The 18,093-nt window shown below is 64.4% G+C and carries 12 protein-coding genes; 4 read left to right on the top strand and 8 right to left on the bottom strand.

Annotated features, from left to right (window positions below):
- The first annotated feature begins 44 nt into the window (after positions 1-44).
- Together mshA and ACIPV6_RS03895 are read left to right on the top strand one after the other, a co-directional pair.
- On the top strand, positions 45-1,289 hold the full coding sequence (gene mshA / locus ACIPV6_RS03900) for a D-inositol-3-phosphate glycosyltransferase (RefSeq protein ID WP_400269612.1): 1,245 nt from the start codon (positions 45-47) through the stop codon (positions 1,287-1,289).
- 71 nt (positions 1,290-1,360) lie between these two features.
- Complete coding sequence (locus ACIPV6_RS03895) at positions 1,361-3,049, top strand: formate--tetrahydrofolate ligase (protein WP_400269611.1); 1,689 nt, start codon at positions 1,361-1,363, stop codon at positions 3,047-3,049.
- A 350-nt stretch (positions 3,050-3,399) separates the two neighbouring features.
- Here the strand turns inward: ACIPV6_RS03895 and ACIPV6_RS03890 are convergent, their stop codons facing one another.
- The 8 genes from ACIPV6_RS03890 to glmS all read right to left on the bottom strand — a co-directional run bounded on the left by ACIPV6_RS03890 (position 3,400) and on the right by glmS (position 16,101).
- Positions 3,400-4,485 (bottom strand): inositol-3-phosphate synthase, encoded by a 1,086-nt coding sequence (locus ACIPV6_RS03890; protein WP_397325810.1) that lies wholly within the window; start codon positions 4,483-4,485, stop codon positions 3,400-3,402.
- A gap of 168 nt (positions 4,486-4,653) precedes the next feature.
- Positions 4,654-5,691: an L-glyceraldehyde 3-phosphate reductase gene (mgrA, locus tag ACIPV6_RS03885; protein ID WP_400269610.1), complete on the bottom strand. Its 1,038-nt coding sequence runs from the start codon at positions 5,689-5,691 to the stop codon at positions 4,654-4,656.
- A 79-nt stretch (positions 5,692-5,770) separates the two neighbouring features.
- Positions 5,771-7,534: a malto-oligosyltrehalose trehalohydrolase gene (gene treZ, locus ACIPV6_RS03880; protein WP_400269857.1), complete on the bottom strand. Its 1,764-nt coding sequence runs from the start codon at positions 7,532-7,534 to the stop codon at positions 5,771-5,773.
- Positions 7,535-7,584: 50 nt separating this feature from the next.
- Complete coding sequence (gene treY, locus ACIPV6_RS03875; RefSeq protein WP_400269609.1) at positions 7,585-9,897, bottom strand: malto-oligosyltrehalose synthase; 2,313 nt, start codon at positions 9,895-9,897, stop codon at positions 7,585-7,587.
- Positions 9,894-12,200, bottom strand: coding sequence for a glycogen debranching protein GlgX (gene glgX / locus ACIPV6_RS03870; RefSeq protein WP_400269608.1), 2,307 nt, complete (start codon positions 12,198-12,200; stop codon positions 9,894-9,896). The genes treY and glgX overlap by 4 nt, the downstream gene beginning before the upstream one ends.
- Positions 12,201-12,269: 69 nt before the next feature.
- Complete coding sequence (locus ACIPV6_RS03865) at positions 12,270-13,847, bottom strand: NAD(P)H-hydrate epimerase (RefSeq protein WP_400269607.1); 1,578 nt, start codon at positions 13,845-13,847, stop codon at positions 12,270-12,272.
- Between the two features lie 18 nt (positions 13,848-13,865).
- Entirely contained in the window at positions 13,866-14,213 is a 348-nt protein-coding gene (locus ACIPV6_RS03860; RefSeq protein ID WP_400269606.1) for a holo-ACP synthase, read from the bottom strand.
- 4 nt (positions 14,214-14,217) lie between these two features.
- A complete protein-coding gene (gene glmS / locus ACIPV6_RS03855; protein ID WP_400269605.1) occupies positions 14,218-16,101 on the bottom strand; it encodes a glutamine--fructose-6-phosphate transaminase (isomerizing) in 1,884 nt (627 codons plus the stop codon).
- A 138-nt stretch (positions 16,102-16,239) separates the two neighbouring features.
- On the opposite strand from glmS, the gene coaA reads away from it, so the two are divergent.
- The gene (gene coaA, locus ACIPV6_RS03850) at positions 16,240-17,211 is read left to right on the top strand and encodes a type I pantothenate kinase (RefSeq protein ID WP_397325817.1); all 972 of its coding nucleotides are present in this window, start codon (positions 16,240-16,242) and stop codon (positions 17,209-17,211) included.
- A 64-nt stretch (positions 17,212-17,275) separates the two neighbouring features.
- A complete protein-coding gene (locus tag ACIPV6_RS03845; protein ID WP_400269604.1) occupies positions 17,276-18,052 on the top strand; it encodes a D-alanyl-D-alanine carboxypeptidase family protein in 777 nt (258 codons plus the stop codon).
- The last annotated feature ends 41 nt before the right edge of the window (positions 18,053-18,093 follow it).

Below are 18,093 nucleotides of genomic sequence, written 5' to 3'. Positions count from 1 at the left end.
TCTGCAGGGAAAGCCGGTTTTGCGATGAAGGGCAGGAGTCAACCGTGACATTGATCCGTCGGGTCGCGTTCCTGTCCTTGCACACGTCCCCCATGGAGCAGCCGGGGGCCGGGGATGCAGGTGGCATGAACGTCTACGTGCGCGCGTTGGCCATGGCTTTGGCTGAAACGGGCGTGGAGGTGGAGATCTTCACCCGTGCCACCAAGGCCGGGCAGGCCGCCGTCGAACATCCCGGTCCGAACGTCTGCGTCCACAACGTCATGGCCGGTCCGCGCCGCAAGCTGCCCAAGGAAGAACTGCCCGCATTGCTGCACCAGATGGTGGAGGAGATCGACCGGATCCGGCAGCAACAACCGCGTGGCCGTTATGACGCTGTCCATTCGCACTACTGGGTGTCCGGGGTTGCGGGCTTGGAATTGTCCCAGTTGTGGGGCATTCCACTGGTCCACACCATGCACACCATGGCCAAGGTCAAGAACCTGGTGCTGGAATCCGGCGAACGGCCCGAACCCCGGCGCCGGGAAGAGGGCGAGCAGCGGATTGTCGACGGCGCCACCCGGCTCATCGCCAACACTCCAGCCGAGGCCGAGGAACTGGTTTCGCACTATGGCGCGGACATCGACCGCATCGATGTGGCACCTCCCGGCGTGGACCTTCGCGTCTTCACGCCCTCGTTCCGGCGAAGGTCCCGCAGGGAACGGGATGTGCGGCCGGACAGTTTCCACCTGGTTTTCGCCGGCCGAATCCAACGCCTCAAGGGACCGCAGGTGTTCGTCAAGGCAGCGGGTCTGTTGAGGCAGCGCCGCCCGGACATCGACCTTGAGCTGACCATTCTGGGTTCCCTCAGCGGCGCCAAGGATTTCGACCTGCAGCACTACATCGAAGAGGCCGGATTGAACGACGTCGTCACGCACCGGCCGCCGGTTGTGGCACCGGAGCTGGCTGGCTGGTTCCGTTCAGCGGACGTGGTGGTGATGCCTTCCTTCAGTGAATCCTTCGGCTTGGTGGCGTTGGAAGCACAGGCGTGCGGTACACCGGTGGTAGCCACCAATGTTGGCGGGTTGTCCCGCGCCGTCTCCGATGGCCGGACCGGCATCCTGGTGGACGGGCATGATCCCGCCGACTGGGCTGATGCCTTGGAAGAGCTGTACGACGATATCCGGACCCGGGAGGACATGGGCAGGGCAGCGGCAACCCACGCCGAATCCTTCGGTTGGCAACGCACTGCCGCCATCACTTTGGAAAGCTACCGCGAGTCCGTCTCCGGGTTGCTGGTTCCCGGGCGCTGACATCCGCTGGTGGGCGCGTGCCGGCTGGTAGATTGACGCGCACACCGTAAGCACCGAGTCGAAGGACAACGATGTCTGAAAACCACGTCCTGTCAGATCTGGAGATCGCCAAGCGCGCCCGGATCAGGCCCATCGAGGAAATCGCCGAACATGCAGGCATCAACCTGGAGGCACTGGAGCTCTACGGACCCTACAAGGCCAAGATCAATCCGGCACTGCTCACCCTCCCCGCCGCGAAGCCCGCGGGAAGGGTAGTCCTCGTCTCGGCCATGTCCCCTACCCCGGCAGGCGAAGGCAAATCCACCACCACTGTGGGTTTGGCGGACTCGCTCGCGCGGGCCGGGCACAAAGTGATGATTGCTTTGCGGGAGCCTTCCCTGGGGCCCATCCTCGGCATGAAGGGCGGGGCGACGGGAGGCGGCTACTCCCAAGTGCTGCCCATGGACGATATCAACCTGCATTTCACCGGCGACTTCCATGCGATCACCTCAGCCAACAACGCGCTCATGGCCCTGGTGGACAACCACATCTTCCAAGGCAACGAGCTCGGGATCGATCCACGGCGCATGACCTTCAAACGCGTGCTGGACATGAACGACCGCGCGCTCCGGGACATCGTCATCGGCCTCGGCGGGCCGGCGCAGGGCGTGCCCCGGCAGGACGGCTTCGACATCACTGTCGCTTCCGAAATCATGGCGGTCTTCTGCCTCGCCACGGACCTGGACGACCTCCGGACCAGGCTGGGCCGGATCACCTTCGGCTATACCTTCGACCGGGAACCCGTCACGGTTGCCGACCTGGGCGTGGAAGGAGCCCTCACCCTCCTGCTGAAGGACGCCATCAAACCCAATCTGGTGCAGACCATCGCAGGGACTCCCGCCTTGGTCCATGGCGGTCCGTTTGCCAACATCGCCCACGGCTGCAACTCACTGATTGCCACGCGCACGGCCCAGCAGCTGGCGGACATCGTGGTCACGGAGGCAGGCTTCGGTGCGGACCTCGGCGCCGAGAAATACATGGACATCAAGTCCCGGATTGCGGACGTGTCCCCATCCGCCGTCGTGGTTGTTGCCACCATCCGCGCACTCAAGATGCAGGGCGGCGTACCCAAGGAGGACCTCAAGGTTCCCAACGTGGAGGCACTGGCCGCGGGCGTCGAGAACCTCAAACGTCATGTGGGCAATGTGGCCAAATTCGGGATCTCGCCCGTGGTGGCCATCAACAAGTTCGGCACCGACACCCCGGAAGAGATCGACTGGCTCCTTGCGTGGTGCGCCGCGGAAGGCGTGCAGGCCGCCGTCGCCGATGTGTGGGGCCGGGGTGGCGGAGGCGACGGCGGGGACGAGCTCGCCGGGAAGGTCGCAGCCGCGCTGGAGTCGCCGTCGAATTTCCACCATCTGTACCCGCTGGAGATGTCCGTGGAGGACAAGATCCGAACCATCGTCCAGGAAATTTATGGTGCCGACGGCGTCGAGTTCTCCGTGCCTGCGCTCAAGAGGCTTGCGGACATCGAGAAGAACGGGTGGAGCGGGCTGCCCGTCTGCATGGCCAAGACCCAGTACTCGTTTACCGACGATGCCTCGCAGCTGGGCGCGCCCAAGGGTTTCCGCGTGCATGTCCGGGAACTGATTCCCAAGACCGGCGCGGGCTTCATCGTGGCGCTGACCGGAGCCGTCATGACCATGCCGGGCCTGCCCAAGGAGCCTGCGGCCATGCGGATGGACGTTGGCCCTGACGGCAACCCCACCGGCCTCTTCTGACCCTCTCTCACCAAACCACCCCCATTTTCGATCCCTCTCCCACCAAACCGCCCCCACTTCCGATCCCTCTCCCACCAAACCGCCCCCACTTCCGATCCCTCTTCCACCAAACCGCCCCCAGTTCCGATCCCTCTTCCCCCAAACCGCGGTGAGAGAGCGTCGACCGGGAAGGGCGGCTCGGTGAGAGAGCGTCGGCCAGGAGGGGAGGTTTGGTGAGAGAGCGTCGGCCGGGAAGGGCGGCTCGGTGAGAGAGCGTCGGTTGGGAAGGGCGGCGCGGTGAGAGAGGGTGCAACAGGACGGCCCTCCCGGCGGTACACCGGGAGGGCCGTTCTCGCGAGCGTTGCTGGTTCTTAGCGCTCGATATCGCCGCGGATGAAGGCCTCAACCTTCTCGCGGGCAATGTCATCGTTGAACTGCTCCGGCGGGGACTTCATGAAGTAGCTCGAAGCCGAGAGCAGCGGGCCGCCGATGCCGCGGTCCAGGCCGATCTTTGCGGCGCGGATGGCGTCAATGATGACGCCGGCGGAGTTCGGGGAGTCCCAGACCTCCAGCTTGTACTCGAGCGACACGGGAGCGTCGCCGAAGTTGCGGCCCTCAAGGCGGACGAAGGCCCACTTGCGGTCATCGAGCCAGGCAACGTAGTCCGACGGGCCAATGTGGACGTCGTCTGCGTGGAGCTCGGCCTCGACGTTGGAGGTCACGGCCTGCGTCTTGGAGATCTTCTTCGATTCCAGTCGGTCGCGCTCAAGCATGTTCTTGAAGTCCATGTTGCCGCCAACGTTGAGCTGGTACGTGCGGTCCAGGGTGACGCCGCGGTCTTCGAAGAGCTTGGCCATGACGCGGTGCGTGATGGTTGCACCGATCTGGCTCTTGATGTCGTCGCCAACAATCGGCAGGCCGGCAGCGGTGAACTTGTCGGCCCATTCCTTGGTACCGGCAATGAACACCGGCAGGGCGTTGACGAAGGCCACGCCGGCGTCGATCGCGCACTGGGCGTAGAACTTGGCTGCCTGGTCCGAACCGACGGGCAGGTAGCAAACCATGACATCGGCTTTGGCTTCGCGCAGGGCGGCGACGACGTCGACGGCTTCTTCGGGAGCCTCAACGATGGTCTCGCGGTAGTAGCGGCCCAGGCCATCCAGGGTGTGGCCGCGCTGGACCTTCACGCCGGTGGCGGGAACGTCGGCGATCTTGATGGTGTTGTTCTCGCTGGCGCCGATGGCGTCCGCGAGGTCCAACCCGACCTTCTTGCTGTCCACATCGAAAGCCGCAACGAACTCAACATCGTTGACGTGGTACGGGCCGAACTCAACGTGCATCAGACCCGGGATCGTGGACTTCGGGTCAGCATCGCGGTAGTACTCGACACCTTGGACCAACGACGCGGCGCAGTTACCTACGCCGACAATGGCAACACGAATCGGATGTGAAGACACGGAACTCCTTTGGAAAAAACCTCAGGTGCCATGCGCTGCTCCGCTGAGCCCGGAGAGCGGCTGATTGGCACGGCGCCATTCGGCGCATACTTTTGCATTCTAACCAACAGGAGAGGGGCCGCCGTTATTCCCGGCAGGCCCCTCTCCCAATGTGTCAGTTGCTTGAGGCTATTTTTGTGCCCAGCGGTTGATGTCCGATTCGACGGCGAATTCGTCGATCGCGGTCAGCTCCTCTTCCGTGAAGTCCAGCCTGTTGAGGGCGCCCAAGGTGTCTTCGAGCTGGGCGACGCTGGATGCCCCCACCAGCGCGGACGTCACCGGCGAGCCCTTGGGCTGGTCGCGAAGGATCCAGGCAATCGCCATCTGCGCGAGGGACTGGCCGCGTCCTTCGGCGATCGCGTTCAAGCCGCGCACCCGGTTCAGCCTGTCTTCCGTCAAGGATGCTTCGGACAGGAAGCGCTCCTTAGCCGCACGGGAGTCGGCCGGGACGCCGTTGAGGTAGCGGTTGGTCAGCATGCCCTGGGCAAGCGGGGAGAAGGCAATGGAGCCTGCGCCCACCTGGTCCAGGGCTTCGTAAAGGTTGGGCGAGCCATCTTCGGTCCAGCGGTTCAGCATGGAGTAGCTGGGCTGGTGGATGAGCAAGGGGGTGCCGAGATCCTTCAGGATCCGGGCCGCTTCCAGGGTCTGCTCCGGGGTGTAGGAGGAGATACCGGCGTACAGGGCCTTGCCTGAGCGGACAGCATGGTCCAGTGCGCCCATGGTTTCTTCCAGCGGCGTCTCGGGGTCCGGACGGTGGCTGTAGAAGATATCCACATACTCCAGCCCCATGCGCTGCAGCGACTGGTCCAGGCTGGAAATGAGGTACTTGCGGGACCCCCACTCACCGTAAGGGCCAGGCCACATGTAGTAGCCGGCCTTGGTGGAGATGACCAGTTCGTCACGGTACGGCTTGAAGTCGTCCTTCAGGTGTCGGCCGAAGTTCGTTTCGGCGGACCCGTCCGGCGGCCCGTAATTGTTGGCGAGGTCGAAGTGGTTGACGCCCAAATCGAACGCCCGGCGCAGGATGGCGCGCTGTTCGTCGAACCGCTTGTCGTCACCGAAGTTGTGCCAAAGGCCCAGCGAGATGGCAGGGAGCTTCAGGCCACTGCGTCCGACGCGGCGGTAGGGCATGGTTTCGTAGCGGTTTTCCGCAGCCGAATAAGTCATACGTACCATCCTGCCATCGCGCCGTAAGAGGTGACGGCGCCGTCCGCAATGTGGGCGCCGTCACCTCTCTTCGGTCCGCCTAGCTGACGCGAACGACGGCGGCGCTCTCACCGGGGAGGGTGAGCTTGCCTTCGTTCAGGGCTGCTTCGTGGTCGGTGGACAGGAGCAAGGATCCTTCCACCGGGGTTTCCAGGGCCTCTGCGCCAAAGTTGCAGACCACCCTTACCGCACTGCGCGAAAACTGCAGCCAGTGCTCGTCCTCGTCGTACTCCACGGCTGTCTCGGCGAATCCACCGTCCACCAGTTCCGGGTTTTCGCGGCGCAACTGTGCCAAATCCCGGTAGAGCCCCAGCAGCCGCGCATGCCTTCCTTCCCCCGCCTCCTCCCACTTCAGTTTGGAGCGCAGGAAGGTCTCCGGATCCTGCGGATCGGGGACCACCGCGGGATCCCAGCCCATGCGTTCGAATTCCTTGATCCGCCCTTCCGCCGTGGCCTTCCCCAAGTCCGGCTCCGGGTGGGACGTGAAGAACTGCCAGGGTGTGGAGGCAGCGAATTCCTCGCCCATGAAAAGCATGGGCGTGAACGGCGAGGTCATGGTGAGGACGGCACCGATGGCCAGCTTTCCCTCGGACAACGTCGCAGTGAGCCGGTCCCCGATGGCCCGGTTCCCGATCTGGTCATGGTTCTGCAGGCAGACCACCAACGCGGACGGGTGCGCCAGGTCATGCCGGATGGGCCGGCCGTGATGGCGTCCACGGAAGCTGGAATAGCTTCCGTCGTGCAGGAAGCCGTGCTCAAGTACCTTGGCCAGGACGGCGAGGGAGTCGAAATCTCCGTAGTACCCGGTGGTTTCTCCGCTCAGGTTCACGTGGAGCGCGTGGTGGAAGTCATCGCTCCACTGCCCCTCCAGGCCGTAACCGTTGTCCTTCCGGGGATAGATGAGCCGCGGGTTGTTCAGGTCCGATTCCGCGATCAGCGTCCGGGGGATGCCGGTCTCGGCTTCGATACTGTCACCGAGCGCGCCGAAGTCTTCCAGGATGTGCACGGCACGCTCGTCGCGAAGTGCGTGGACGGCGTCCAAGCGCAGCCCATCAACGTGGTAGTCGCGCAGCCACATGGCTGCGTTCTCCAGGATGTACCGGCGGACCTCATCGGAATCCGGGCCGTCAAGGTTAACGGAGTCGCCCCAAGTGTTTCCCTCTCCGGACTTCAGGTACGGCCCGAATTCAGGGAGGTAGTTGCCGCTCGGTCCGAGGTGGTTGTACACCACGTCCTGGATCACGCCAAGCCCGGCCTGGTGGGCTGCATCAACAAACTCCTGGTAGGCGGCAGGGCCACCGTAGGCCTCCTGGACGGCGTACCAAAGCACGCCGTCGTAGCCCCAGTTGTGGACGCCGTTGAAGGCATTCACTGGCAGGAGTTCAATGAAATCGACGCCCAGCTCCACCAGGTAATCCAGTTTCCCGGCAGCAGCTTCCAGCGTCCCCTCGGGAGTGAAGGTGCCCAGGTGCAACTCGTAGATGAGTGCACCCTTGAGCCCACGGCCTTTCCACGCCTGGTCTTTCCACTCGTGGACAGCGGCGTCGAACGTCGCGGACAATCCGTGGACGCCGTCGGGCTGCCGCCGGGACCGCGGATCCGGGAACGGACCTTCGCCATCCACTTTGTAGCCGTATCTCGCGCCGTCACCGGCCGCGACGCCAGCCGGGGCGCGCCACCAACCCCGTGCTCCGGCGTCGTTGTTTTGCTCCATGGGGTACTCGCGGCCATCCGCAAGCAGCGTCACCGAAGCGGCGTTCGGCGCCCAGACATCAAAAAGTCCTTCTCCAGCGTGCTCCAACATCATGCTCCCTGTGTTTGTAAAAGCGTGCGTTGTCTGTGTTCGTCGGATCGTCAGTCGACGGGGACCAAGAGGGCCACCGGGTACTGTTCCAGGAGGGTGCCGAGCTTCAACGGTCCTGCGGGGTAGGCAGTCCCGGTCAGTTCGTCGCGGCTGTCCACCGGAACGTCGATGGCCGTATCCCGCCAGCCGCCGTCCCTTGCCAAGCGCTTGGGCAGGCGGGTAGCCACGGTCAAGGCCCCGGGTCCCTCAGGTCCGCGGTCAAACGCAACCACGTGTCCGGCCGCTTCTCCAGTGGCCTGGACAGGACGGTAGCCGCCAAACAGCTCCGGGTGATCACGGCGCAGGCGAAGAGCGCGGGAAACCACCAACAGCTTGGCCTCTTCTTCGGTGTACTCCGGCCTGGCACCGGAATCGAGTTCCGCCAAGGCCGCGATCCGGGCGTCGAAATCCACGGGCCGCCGGTTATCCGGGTCGGTCAGCGAACCGTCCCGGAACTCGGTGCCTTGGTAGACATCCGGGACCCCGGGGATGGTCAGCTGGATGAGCTTGGCGGACAGCGAGTTGGAGGTTCCGTAGGGCTCCAGTTCGGCGACGAAGTTGTCCAGCGCGGCTTCCACCTCGGGATCGTCAAAGACGGAGTCGACGGCGGCAGCCACGTGGCGTTCGAAGTCCAGGTCCGGATCGGTCCAGTTGGTGGAATTGCCCGCCTCGCGTGCTGCCTTAAGCGCGTAGGACTGCAGCCGGCTGCGGTCGGCGGGCCATGCCCCGGCAATCGCCTGCCACACCAGAGCGGCCAGCGGACCGTCCGGGATGGTGACCCGCTCCTGCACGGTTCCCAGGAAGAGCTCCCATTCCGGCACCGACTCCGAGATGACGGAGATGCGGGCACGGGCATCCTCGCTGCGTTTGGTGTCGTGGGTGCTGAGCGTGGTCATGGACAGTGGAAGCTCCGCCTGGCGACGGGCCATGCGTTCGTGGAACACCTCGGTGGAAATGGCAAATTCCGTGGGATCGCCGCCCACTTCCGTCAACGTCCCCAAACGGGTGTACCTGAAGAACGCGGTGTCCTCCACGCCCTTGGCCATCACCATGCCCGAGGTCTGCTGGAACCTTCGGGCCAGTTCTCCTGAGGTATCCAGGAGAAGGGGCAGCAAAGCATCGAGGACACCCTTGAGCTCCGGGCGGTGCCGTGCCGCGTGCTCCACGGATTCCTCCAGGACCTCTTGGCTGTACGGAAGGTAGGTCCGGTAGATCGGGAACCAGCAGATGACCTCGGCCAAGGCATCGGCCACTTCAAGGCGGGGCAATGCAGGCGTCTCTGGAACGAGCCGGGACAAACGGAGGATCTCCGAGCGGAGGATGCCATCGGCAATACGTCGTTTGGTTCCGTGGATCATGGCCTGATAGTCGGCCGGTTCCGGCTCGGCGCGCAGCCTCGCATCGAGATCGTCCATGAATGGCTCTGCCGCGGGGTCGACGAAAAGGCGGTCAACGTCTGCGAGCGCGTCGTAGCCCGTAGTGCCTTCGCACTGGAAGGTTTCCGGGAGCTTCTCCCCGGGTTCCAGGATCTTCTCCACCAGCAGGTAGGCGCCGCCGCTTGCCTCACGCAGCCTGGCCAGGTACCCCTCGGGATCGGCGAGGCCGTCCGGGTGGTCAATCCTGAGGCCATCGACCAGGCCCTCGCGGAACCAGCGCACAATCTCCTGGTGAGATTCGTCGAAGACCCAGGGAACCTCAACGCGGACGCCTGCCAGGGTATTGACCGCGAAGAAACGCCGGTAGTTCAGCTCGGCATCCGCCCGCCTCCAGCCCACGAGTTCGTAGTGCTGCCGGGCGTGCACTTCGCGGGGATCGTCGCCCGCGCTGTACGTTCCATCCGCCAGCGGGAAGCGGTGATCGTAGTAGTGCAGCTCGCCGCCCGCCACGGTCAGCTGGTCAAGATCGTCATCGCTGCCCAGGACCGGGACGCGGATCTTTCCTCCGCCGAAGTCCCAGTCCACGTCGAATGCTTCGGCGTACTTGGAGGAACGCCCCTCCTTAAGGAGGCTCCACCACCAGGCGTTCTGCCCGGGGGTGGCTACGCCCATGTGGTTGGGAACAATATCCGCCAGGACCCCGAGGCCCTGCTCGTGCGCGGCCTTGGACAAAGCCGCCAGGCCCTCTTCGCCTCCGCGGGAGGGATCCACAGACGATGGATCGGTGACATCGTAACCGTGGTCCGAGCCTTCCTCGGCGGTCAGGATTGGCGAGAGGTAGACCCAGTCGACGCCCAGCTGATGAAGATACTCTGTGAGCCCGGCGGCATCCTGCAGGGTGAACCCGGGCCGGATCTGGAGCCTGTAGGTGGAGACGGGGGTCTTCACGCCTTCTCCTCCTTGGCTTCTGCGTCGTCGGGAATGGCGTCGGCGGCCTCATCACCGGTAGCCCCGGCATCGTCGTCCTTGTATTCCAAGGGCAGCGACGTCACAGCCGGCGCCGTCATGGAGGCCGTCTCCGGCGTGCTGGTGTGGGTCAGGGCAGCCAGCGATGCAGCGACGGAGTGATCCGGCTCGATCTCCGGAGCCGTGTGGGCCCGCAGCACTACGAGCGACTTGCCGGCGACCATGAGGATCTGGTCCGCCTTGACCACGCCGGCATCGGCGCCTTCACCTCCGGTATCGATCATGACGTCCCACGCCGGGGCGTACTCGTCCGAAGGAATGCGGAAGCCCACTTCCTCCTGGTCCGCATTGAAGTAAAGCAGGAAGTTCACGTCCGTGATCCGGCGGCCCTGGTGGTCCCGGCCGCGGATGCCGTCCCCGTTGAGGAACACGCCAACGGAGCGTCCCAGGGCGGTGTCCCAGTCCTCGGGCGTCATGGTGCTGGCATCGGCGTCGAGCCACACGATGTCCGGAAGACGCTCGCCCTCGCCACGGACCGCTGGCCTGCCATCGAAGAAGCGGCTACGGCGCAGGCTGGGGTGCTTGGCGCGAAGCGCGCTCACTGCCGCCGTGAACTCGATCAGTGGCTGGTCCACGTTCTCCCAGTTGATCCACGTGATTTCGGAGTCCTGGCAGTACCCGTTGTTGTTGCCCTGTTGCGTCCGGCCCAGCTCATCACCGTGCAGGAGCATGGGCACGCCTTGGGACAGGAAGAGCGAGGCGATGAAGTTGCGCTGTTGGCGTGCGCGCAGGCCCATGACCGTGGGATCGTCCGTGGGTCCTTCCACGCCGCAGTTCCACGAGCGGTTGTGGGATTCGCCGTCGTTGTTGTCCTCGCCGTTGGCCTCGTTGTGTTTCTCGTTGTAGGACACCAGGTCCGCCAAGGTGAAGCCGTCGTGGGCCGTGACGAAGTTGATGGAGGCCACGGGCCGGCGGCCGGAGTGCTCGTAGAGGTCCGCGGATCCCGTGAGGCGGGAAGCAAATTCGCCCAGAGTGGAGGGTTCTCCGCGCCAAAAATCCCGGACGGTGTCCCGGTACTTGCCGTTCCATTCCGTCCATTGCGGCGGGAAGTTGCCCACCTGGTAGCCGCCGGGGCCAACGTCCCACGGCTCGGCGATCAGTTTCACCTGCGAGACCACCGGGTCCTGCTGGATGAGTTCGAAGAAGCTGGAGAGCTTGTCCACGTCATAGAACTCGCGGGCCAGGGTGGACGCGAGGTCGAAGCGGAAGCCGTCAACGTGCATCTCGGTAACCCAGTACCGGAGCGAGTCCATCAGGAGCTGCAGGGAGTGCGGGCTGCGAACGTTCAGGGAGTTACCCGTTCCGGTGTAGTCCATGTAGTACTTCTGGTCGTCTTCCACCAGGCGGTAGTAGGCCGAGTTATCGATGCCCTTGAAGGACAGCGTGGGACCCAGGTGGTTGCCTTCCGCGGTGTGGTTGTACACGACGTCCAGGATCACTTCGATACCGGCGTTGTGCAGGGAGCGGACCATCGCCTTGAAGTCCTGCACCTGCTGGCCGGTGTCGCCCTTGGAACTGTAGCTGTTGTGCGGGGCGAAAAAGCCGATGGTGTTGTAGCCCCAGTAGTTGTTCAGGCCCTTGTCCTGAAGGATGCCGTCATTCACGAATTGATGTACGGGCATGAGCTCGATCGCCGTGATGCCCAGCTTCTGCAGGTGGGAAATCACGGCGGGATGCGCGACGCCGGCATAGGTACCGCGCTGCTCTTCGGGAATCTCGGGGTGCAACTGGGTGAGGCCTTTGACGTGGGCCTCATAAATCACGGACTTGTGGTACGGAATCCGCAGGAGCTTATCGCCGTCCCAATCGAAGAACGGGTTGATGACGACGCCAAGCATCATGTGCGGCGCGGAGTCCTCATCGTTGCGGGATTCCGGGTCTCCCAGGTTGTAGGCGAAGAGGGACGGGTCCCAGTCGATTTGCCGGTGGATTGCCTTCGCGTACGGGTCCAGCAGCAGCTTGTTGGCGTTGAAGCGCTGGCCCGAGTCCGGGTCGTAGGGACCGTGCACGCGATAGCCATATTTCTGTCCGGGCTGCACCTGCGGCAGGTAGCAGTGCCAGACGTAGCCGTCCACTTCCTTGAGTTCAACGCGGACTTCGCCGCCGTCGTCGTCGAAGAGGCACAGCTCTACCTTCTCTGCCTTTTCGCTGAACAGCGCAAAGTTTGTGCCGGTACCGTCAAAGGTGGCACCGAGCGGATAAGCCGATCCAGGCCAGACTTCCATGCGTTCTCCTCTGGGTGATGCGAACAACTGCTGCAAGCCTACTCATGCCCCATGACACGGACAGTAACCTTACGGTCCGGTCCGGTCGCATTCCGCGTACAGCGAACCAAGGACGCGGGGTACCGCGTTCATGATCGCCGAGGCAGTAATGGGTCCTCCATCGAATTCCCGTGACGCGGCCGAGCCTGCGCGGCCATGGACGCTCGCCGCCACGGCAGCCACGGCAGCCCACCGATCGTCCCGTTCAAGTCCAAGGGTGGCGTAAGCGCCGTCGTCGTCCATCAGGGGCCCGATGGACTGCGCCACCAGGGCGCCAAGAATGCCTCCCAGGACGTCGCCGCTCCCTGCGGTTGCCATCCATGGCGTGCCCTCGGACTGGCTGAAGACAATGCCCGACGGCGACGCCACCAGTGTAGTGGCACCCTTCAGGAACACTGTGGCACCGGTGAGTTCGGCGGCCTGGCGTACAAAGTGCAGTGGACGTGCTTCCACGTCCTCGCGGGTGACGGCCACTTCGCCGGTGGCAGGCAGCGCGCCAAAGAGCGTGGCCAGTTCGCCGGCATGAGGTGTCAGGATCCAGTTTGCGGGGCACTTTTCCGGCAGCAGGGACAGCGCCCCGGCATCGACGATCACCGGCGCTCCAGCCCCAAGCGCCGCCTTCATCGCGGTCTTGACGCGGTCCTGCTGCTCCCCTCCGTCTACGCCTGGCCCTACGAGCCAGGCCTGGACCCGCCCCGGTTCCCCGGATTCCCACAACGCTTCGGGAGTCCTGGACAGGACGTGCCGGGCCGCGGCTTCGGGACCCAGGTACCTGACCATGCCCACCCCTGACAAGGCTGCAGCGTGGACGCACAACGCGGCGGCCCCGACGTACCGGGAAGAGCCCGCCACCACGCCCAGGACGCCTCGCGTGTACTTCTGCGAACGTCGTTCCGGTTTGGGAAGCACGTGTGCAAGATCGTATCCCGCCAAGCGGCGCACTTCGGGAGGAAGCAGCCGAAGCGGGGCCTCGATGCCGATCTCCACAACAACTACCCGTCCCGCGCAACCTTCGCCGGGATCGACCACGAGCCCCGCTTTGGTACCCCCGAAAGTGACAGTGACATCTGCCTCCAGGACCGGCCAGTGGACCTCGCCCGTGTTGGCGTCCAGCCCGCTGGGGACATCGCATGCTACGACGCAGGTGGGACCAAGTTCCTGGATCAGGGAGACCAACTCGGCCGCGGCTCCACGCAAGCCACCCCGGGCACCTGTCCCCAGGAGGGCGTCGATCAGCACGTCGGCACCGGCGCAGGAAACCGCGAGCTCCTCGGCGTTGTCTGCGTTCAGCCTGAGCACCCGGCCGCCCACCGCCTCAAAGGAGGCCAAGCCCTCGGCGTGGGCACCGTCCGAGGCGAGTACCGCCGTCGTACGCATTCCACGCCGCGCGAGCATGGCCGCGGCGAATAGGCCATCACCGCCGTTGTTGCCCTTGCCCACCATGACGGTGACGTTGGCTCCGGCCAGCCGGCGGCGTTTGCGTATCTCCCGGACAACTTCCTGTGCCAGCCCGTAAGCGGCCCGTTGCATGAGAACAGCGCCCCCACCGGAGTCCAGGAACGGTTTTTCCGCATCCCCGATCTGTTGTCCGGTGAAGGCGCTGATCATTATTCTCTTGTGCCCGTTCTAGCCCTCGGCAAGGACTGTCGCCGTAGCGATGCCCCCATCGTGACTGATGGACAAGTGCCAGCGCTTGACGCCTTTGCTCTCCGCGACCGCCAGGACCGTGCCTTTGACCTGCACGGTGGGACCGTTCTCGTCCAGGCCGATCCAGCAGTCCTGCCAGTTCATGCCGGCAGGAGCCCCCAGAACCTTGGCCACGGCTTCCTTCGCTGCGAAACGGGCAGCCAGGGATCGGGTGTTGAGTTGCCGCTCGGCAGGAACGAACAAGCGTTCCTTCAGGCCAGGGGTCCGTTCCAGCTGCCGACCGAACCGCTCGATGTCTACGACGTCTACGCCAATGCCAACAATCATGCGGTTATTCTACGGTCACGCTCTTGGCGAGGTTACGCGGCTGGTCCACGTCGTAGCCCTTGGCACCGGCCAGTTCTGCGGCGAAGATCTGCAGCGGAACCGTGGTGAGCAGCGGCATGAGGAGCGTGGGAGTCTCCGGAACGTAGAACACGTGCTCTGCGTAGTCCTTGACCGACTCGTCGCCTTCCTCGGCAATCACCAGGGTGCGGGCACCACGTGCGCGTACTTCCTGGATGTTGCTGACCACCTTGGAGTGCAGGGAGTCGCGGCCGCGCGGGGACGGAACCACCACGAAGACCGGCTGGCCGTCGTCGATCAGAGCGATCGGGCCGTGCTTCAGCTCGCCGGCGGCGAAGCCTTCAGCGTGGATGTAGGCGATTTCCTTGAGCTTCAAGGCACCCTCGAGGGCCACGGGGAAGCCAACATGGCGGCCCAGGAACAGCACGGACTTCTCGTCCTTCATGCTGCGTGCGAGTTCCCGCAACGGGCCGGCGGTGTCCAGGATCTGCTGGATCTTGGCAGGAATCTTGCCGAGGTCCGCCAGGACATCCTTGATCTGGCCGCTGAAGATGTTGCCGCGCAACTGTGCCAGGTACAGACCCAGCAGGTAAGCAGCGGTGATCTGCGCCAGGAAGGCCTTGGTGGAGGCGACGGCGATTTCCGGACCGGCGTGCGTGTACAGCACGGCGTCGGATTCACGCGGAATGGTGGAGCCGTTGGTGTTGCAGATGGAGATGGTCTTGGCGCCCTGTTCGCGGGCATAGCGGACGGCCATGAGGGTGTCCATGGTTTCGCCGGACTGGCTGATGGAAACCACCAGCGTGTTGGCGTCCACGATCGGATCGCGGTAGCGGAACTCGTGGGCGAGCTCCACTTCGGTGGGGATGCGGCACCAGTTCTCGATCGCGTACTTGGCTACGAGGCCGGCGTAGGCTGCGGTACCGCAGGCCAGGACGATGATCTTGTTGACCTGCTTGAGCAGCTCCGGGTCGATGCGGAGTTCATCCAGGGTCAGCTGGCCGTTGAGGTCCGAACGGCCCAAGAGGGTCTGGGCCACGGCGTCGGGCTGGTCGTGGATTTCCTTCTCCATGAAGGAGTTGAAGCCGCCCTTTTCGGCGGAAGCCGGATCCCAGTCGACGTGGTATTCCTTGCCCTCTGCGGGAGCGCCGAAGAAGTCGGTGATCTCCACGGAATCCGCGGTGATGGTGACGATCTGGTCCTGGCCCAGCTCAACCGCACGGCGGGTGTAGTCGATGAAACCGGAGACATCGGAGCCCAGGAAGTTCTCGCCCTCGCCAAGGCCCACAACGAGCGGTGAGTTGCGGCGGGCAGCGACAACCACGTCAGGCTGGTCGGCGTGGACGGCCAGGAGCGTGAAGGCTCCTTCGAGGCGCTGGCAGGCCAGGCGCATCGCCTGGGTGAGGTTGCCGGCGTCGCCGTTGAGCTCGTTGCGGAAGATGTCGCCCAGGAGGGCGGCCGCAACCTCGGTGTCGGTTTCGGACAGGAAGGTGACGCCCTTGGCCAGCAGTTCCTGCTTAAGCTCCGCGAAGTTTTCGATGATCCCGTTGTGGATCAACGCGAGGCGCCCGCCGTCGGAAAGGTGCGGGTGGGCGTTGCCATCGGTGGGTCCACCGTGCGTGGCCCAACGGGTGTGGCCAATGCCGGTCAGGGATTCCGGGACCGGGTTTGCTTCAAGTTCGCTGACCAGATTGCTCAGCTTTCCGGACTTCTTCCGGGACGAGATGGTCCCGTCAGCCACTACTGCGACGCCGGCGGAGTCGTAGCCGCGGTACTCAAGACGACGCAGCCCCTCCACAACGACGTCAAGGGCGCTGTGTCCAGCTGCCTTACGAGACGAATTGCCAACATAGCCTACGATTCCACACATGGGTCCAAGCCTACCGGCTCAGTCAAACAACTGACGTGGGACATCCCCTCTCCAACCTCGCAGGTGCGGCGTCCATCACTGACAGTTCACTTTGCCGTCGTCGCCCATTTCCTGTTCCGCCGCGTGAAGGGCAGAATCGTGAGCGTGACTTTGCAACGCACCGAAGCAAACGGCGACGGCGCTTCTCCCTTTGTTGAGCTCGATCGACACACCTGGTCCCGGCTTGCGGCCCAGATGGAGCAGCCCCTTAACGAAGAGGACATTTTCCGCCTCCGCGGGCTCGGCGATCCCCTCGACATGAAGGAAGTCCGGGAGGTCTATCTCCCGCTTTCGCGCCTCCTGCACCTGTACGTCGAGGCCTCGCACCAGCTCCACGCCGCCACCACAACCTTCCTTGGCGAACAGACGCAACGTACCCCCTTTGTCATCGGCGTGGCAGGATCCGTGGCCGTGGGCAAATCAACCATCGCCCGCGTGCTCCGCGAAATGCTCCGCCGCTGGCCCGGCACGCCCAATGTGGAGCTCATTACCACCGACGGATTCCTGTATCCCCTGGCTGAGCTCAAACGCCGCCACCTACTGGAACGCAAGGGTTTCCCGGAGTCCTACGACCGCCGCGCCCTGTTGCGTTTTGTGTCGGAAGTCAAGGGCGGAGCGGAGGAAGTCCGGGCGCCGTGGTACTCGCACGTGACCTATGACATTGTGCCGGGACGGGAAGTAGTGGTTCGCCGGCCCGACGTGCTGATTGTGGAAGGCCTCAACGTCCTGGCCCCCGCCAGGCCCCGCATCGATGGCAAGCAGGGACTGGCCCTGAGCGACTTCTTCGACTTCTCCATCTACGTGGACGCCAAGACCTCCTACATTGAAGAGTGGTACGTAGACCGGTTCCGCAAGCTGCGTTCCACGGCCTTCGCCCAGCCGGAATCCTACTTCCACCGCTACGCCACCCTCTCCGACGACGACGCCGAATCCACGGCACGCGGCATTTGGAAGCGCATCAACGAGCCCAACCTCGAGGAGAACGTGTTGCCCACCCGGGGACGCGCACAGTTGGTCCTGACCAAGGATGCGGACCACTCCATCCGGCGCATGCTCCTGCGGAAGGTCTGATCCGTTGACTCATCCCGAGCCCAGCCGACGTGCATTCGCAGGCCTTCTCACCGCAGGGGCAGGCATGCTTGCCCTGGCCGCCTGCACCCCGGAAAGCACAGCCCCCTCCCCTGCCGCTGCGGACGCTCCCACAGCTTCGCCCAGCGCCACCCCCACTGCCACGCCCAGCGTGACCCCGGCAGCGGCCGCCACCACCGCCCCACCCAGCCCATCGCCGTCGAGCACGGCAACCATGCAGTTCTCACTCACCGACCCCACCAGCCCCTGGGTTGTGGTCAACAAGCACAGGCCGCTCAACCCGCAGAACTACGTGCCGGCCGACTTGGTGCAGCCGAAGATCCGCCTCGCCGTCAGCGGCGAGGCCACTCTGCTGAACAGTACGACGGCGGCTGCCGCAGAAAAGATGTTCGGCGCAGCTGCGGCCGAAGGCGTTATCATGGCGCTGGCTTCGGGTTATCGCTCCTACTCCACGCAGATCACCACGTACAACGGATACGTCGCCAGCAGCGGGCAGGCGGTCGCGGACCGGGCCTCCGCCCGCCCGGGCTACTCGGAGCACCAGACCGGTTGGTCATTCGACGTGGCTGACGGTGGCGGCGCGTGCAGCTTCCAACCGTGCTTCGCTGACCAGCCCGCAGCTGTCTGGGCCAAGGCCAACGCCAATAAGTTCGGCTTCGTGGTCCGATACCCGTGGATGTTCCATGAGATCACCGGCTACTACTACGAGTCGTGGCACCTGCGGTACATCGGCGTCGAGGCAGCTACGGCCATGGCAACCAAGGGCATTGCCACTCTCGAAGAGTACTTCGGGCTGGAGGCCGCGCCGGATTACCTGGCCTAGCCTGCACGCGAAAGGCGGCCCGCTCCAAACCGGAGCGGGCC

Source organism: Paenarthrobacter sp. NPDC089988 (assembly GCF_044748465.1).
Lineage (GTDB): Bacteria > Actinomycetota > Actinomycetes > Actinomycetales > Micrococcaceae > Arthrobacter.
The sequence above is the reverse complement of the archived record's forward strand: the minus strand, read 5'-3'. Positions and strand labels throughout refer to the sequence as shown.

What these genes read in the sequence shown, in the direction of transcription:
- glgX (WP_400269608.1), bottom strand. Translation starts at nt 12,200, where the DNA reads ATGGAAGTCTGGCCTGGATCGGCTTATCCGCTCGGTGCCACCTTTGAC.
- ACIPV6_RS03895 (WP_400269611.1), top strand. Translation starts at nt 1,361, where the DNA reads ATGTCTGAAAACCACGTCCTGTCAGATCTGGAGATCGCCAAGCGCGCC.
- ACIPV6_RS03860 (WP_400269606.1), bottom strand. Translation starts at nt 14,213, where the DNA reads ATGATTGTTGGCATTGGCGTAGACGTCGTAGACATCGAGCGGTTCGGT.
- mgrA (WP_400269610.1), bottom strand. Translation starts at nt 5,691, where the DNA reads ATGACTTATTCGGCTGCGGAAAACCGCTACGAAACCATGCCCTACCGC.
- ACIPV6_RS03865 (WP_400269607.1), bottom strand. Translation starts at nt 13,847, where the DNA reads ATGATCAGCGCCTTCACCGGACAACAGATCGGGGATGCGGAAAAACCG.
- treZ (WP_400269857.1), bottom strand. Translation starts at nt 7,534, where the DNA reads ATGTTGGAGCACGCTGGAGAAGGACTTTTTGATGTCTGGGCGCCGAAC.
- glmS (WP_400269605.1), bottom strand. Translation starts at nt 16,101, where the DNA reads ATGTGTGGAATCGTAGGCTATGTTGGCAATTCGTCTCGTAAGGCAGCT.
- ACIPV6_RS03845 (WP_400269604.1), top strand. Translation starts at nt 17,276, where the DNA reads ATGCTTGCCCTGGCCGCCTGCACCCCGGAAAGCACAGCCCCCTCCCCT.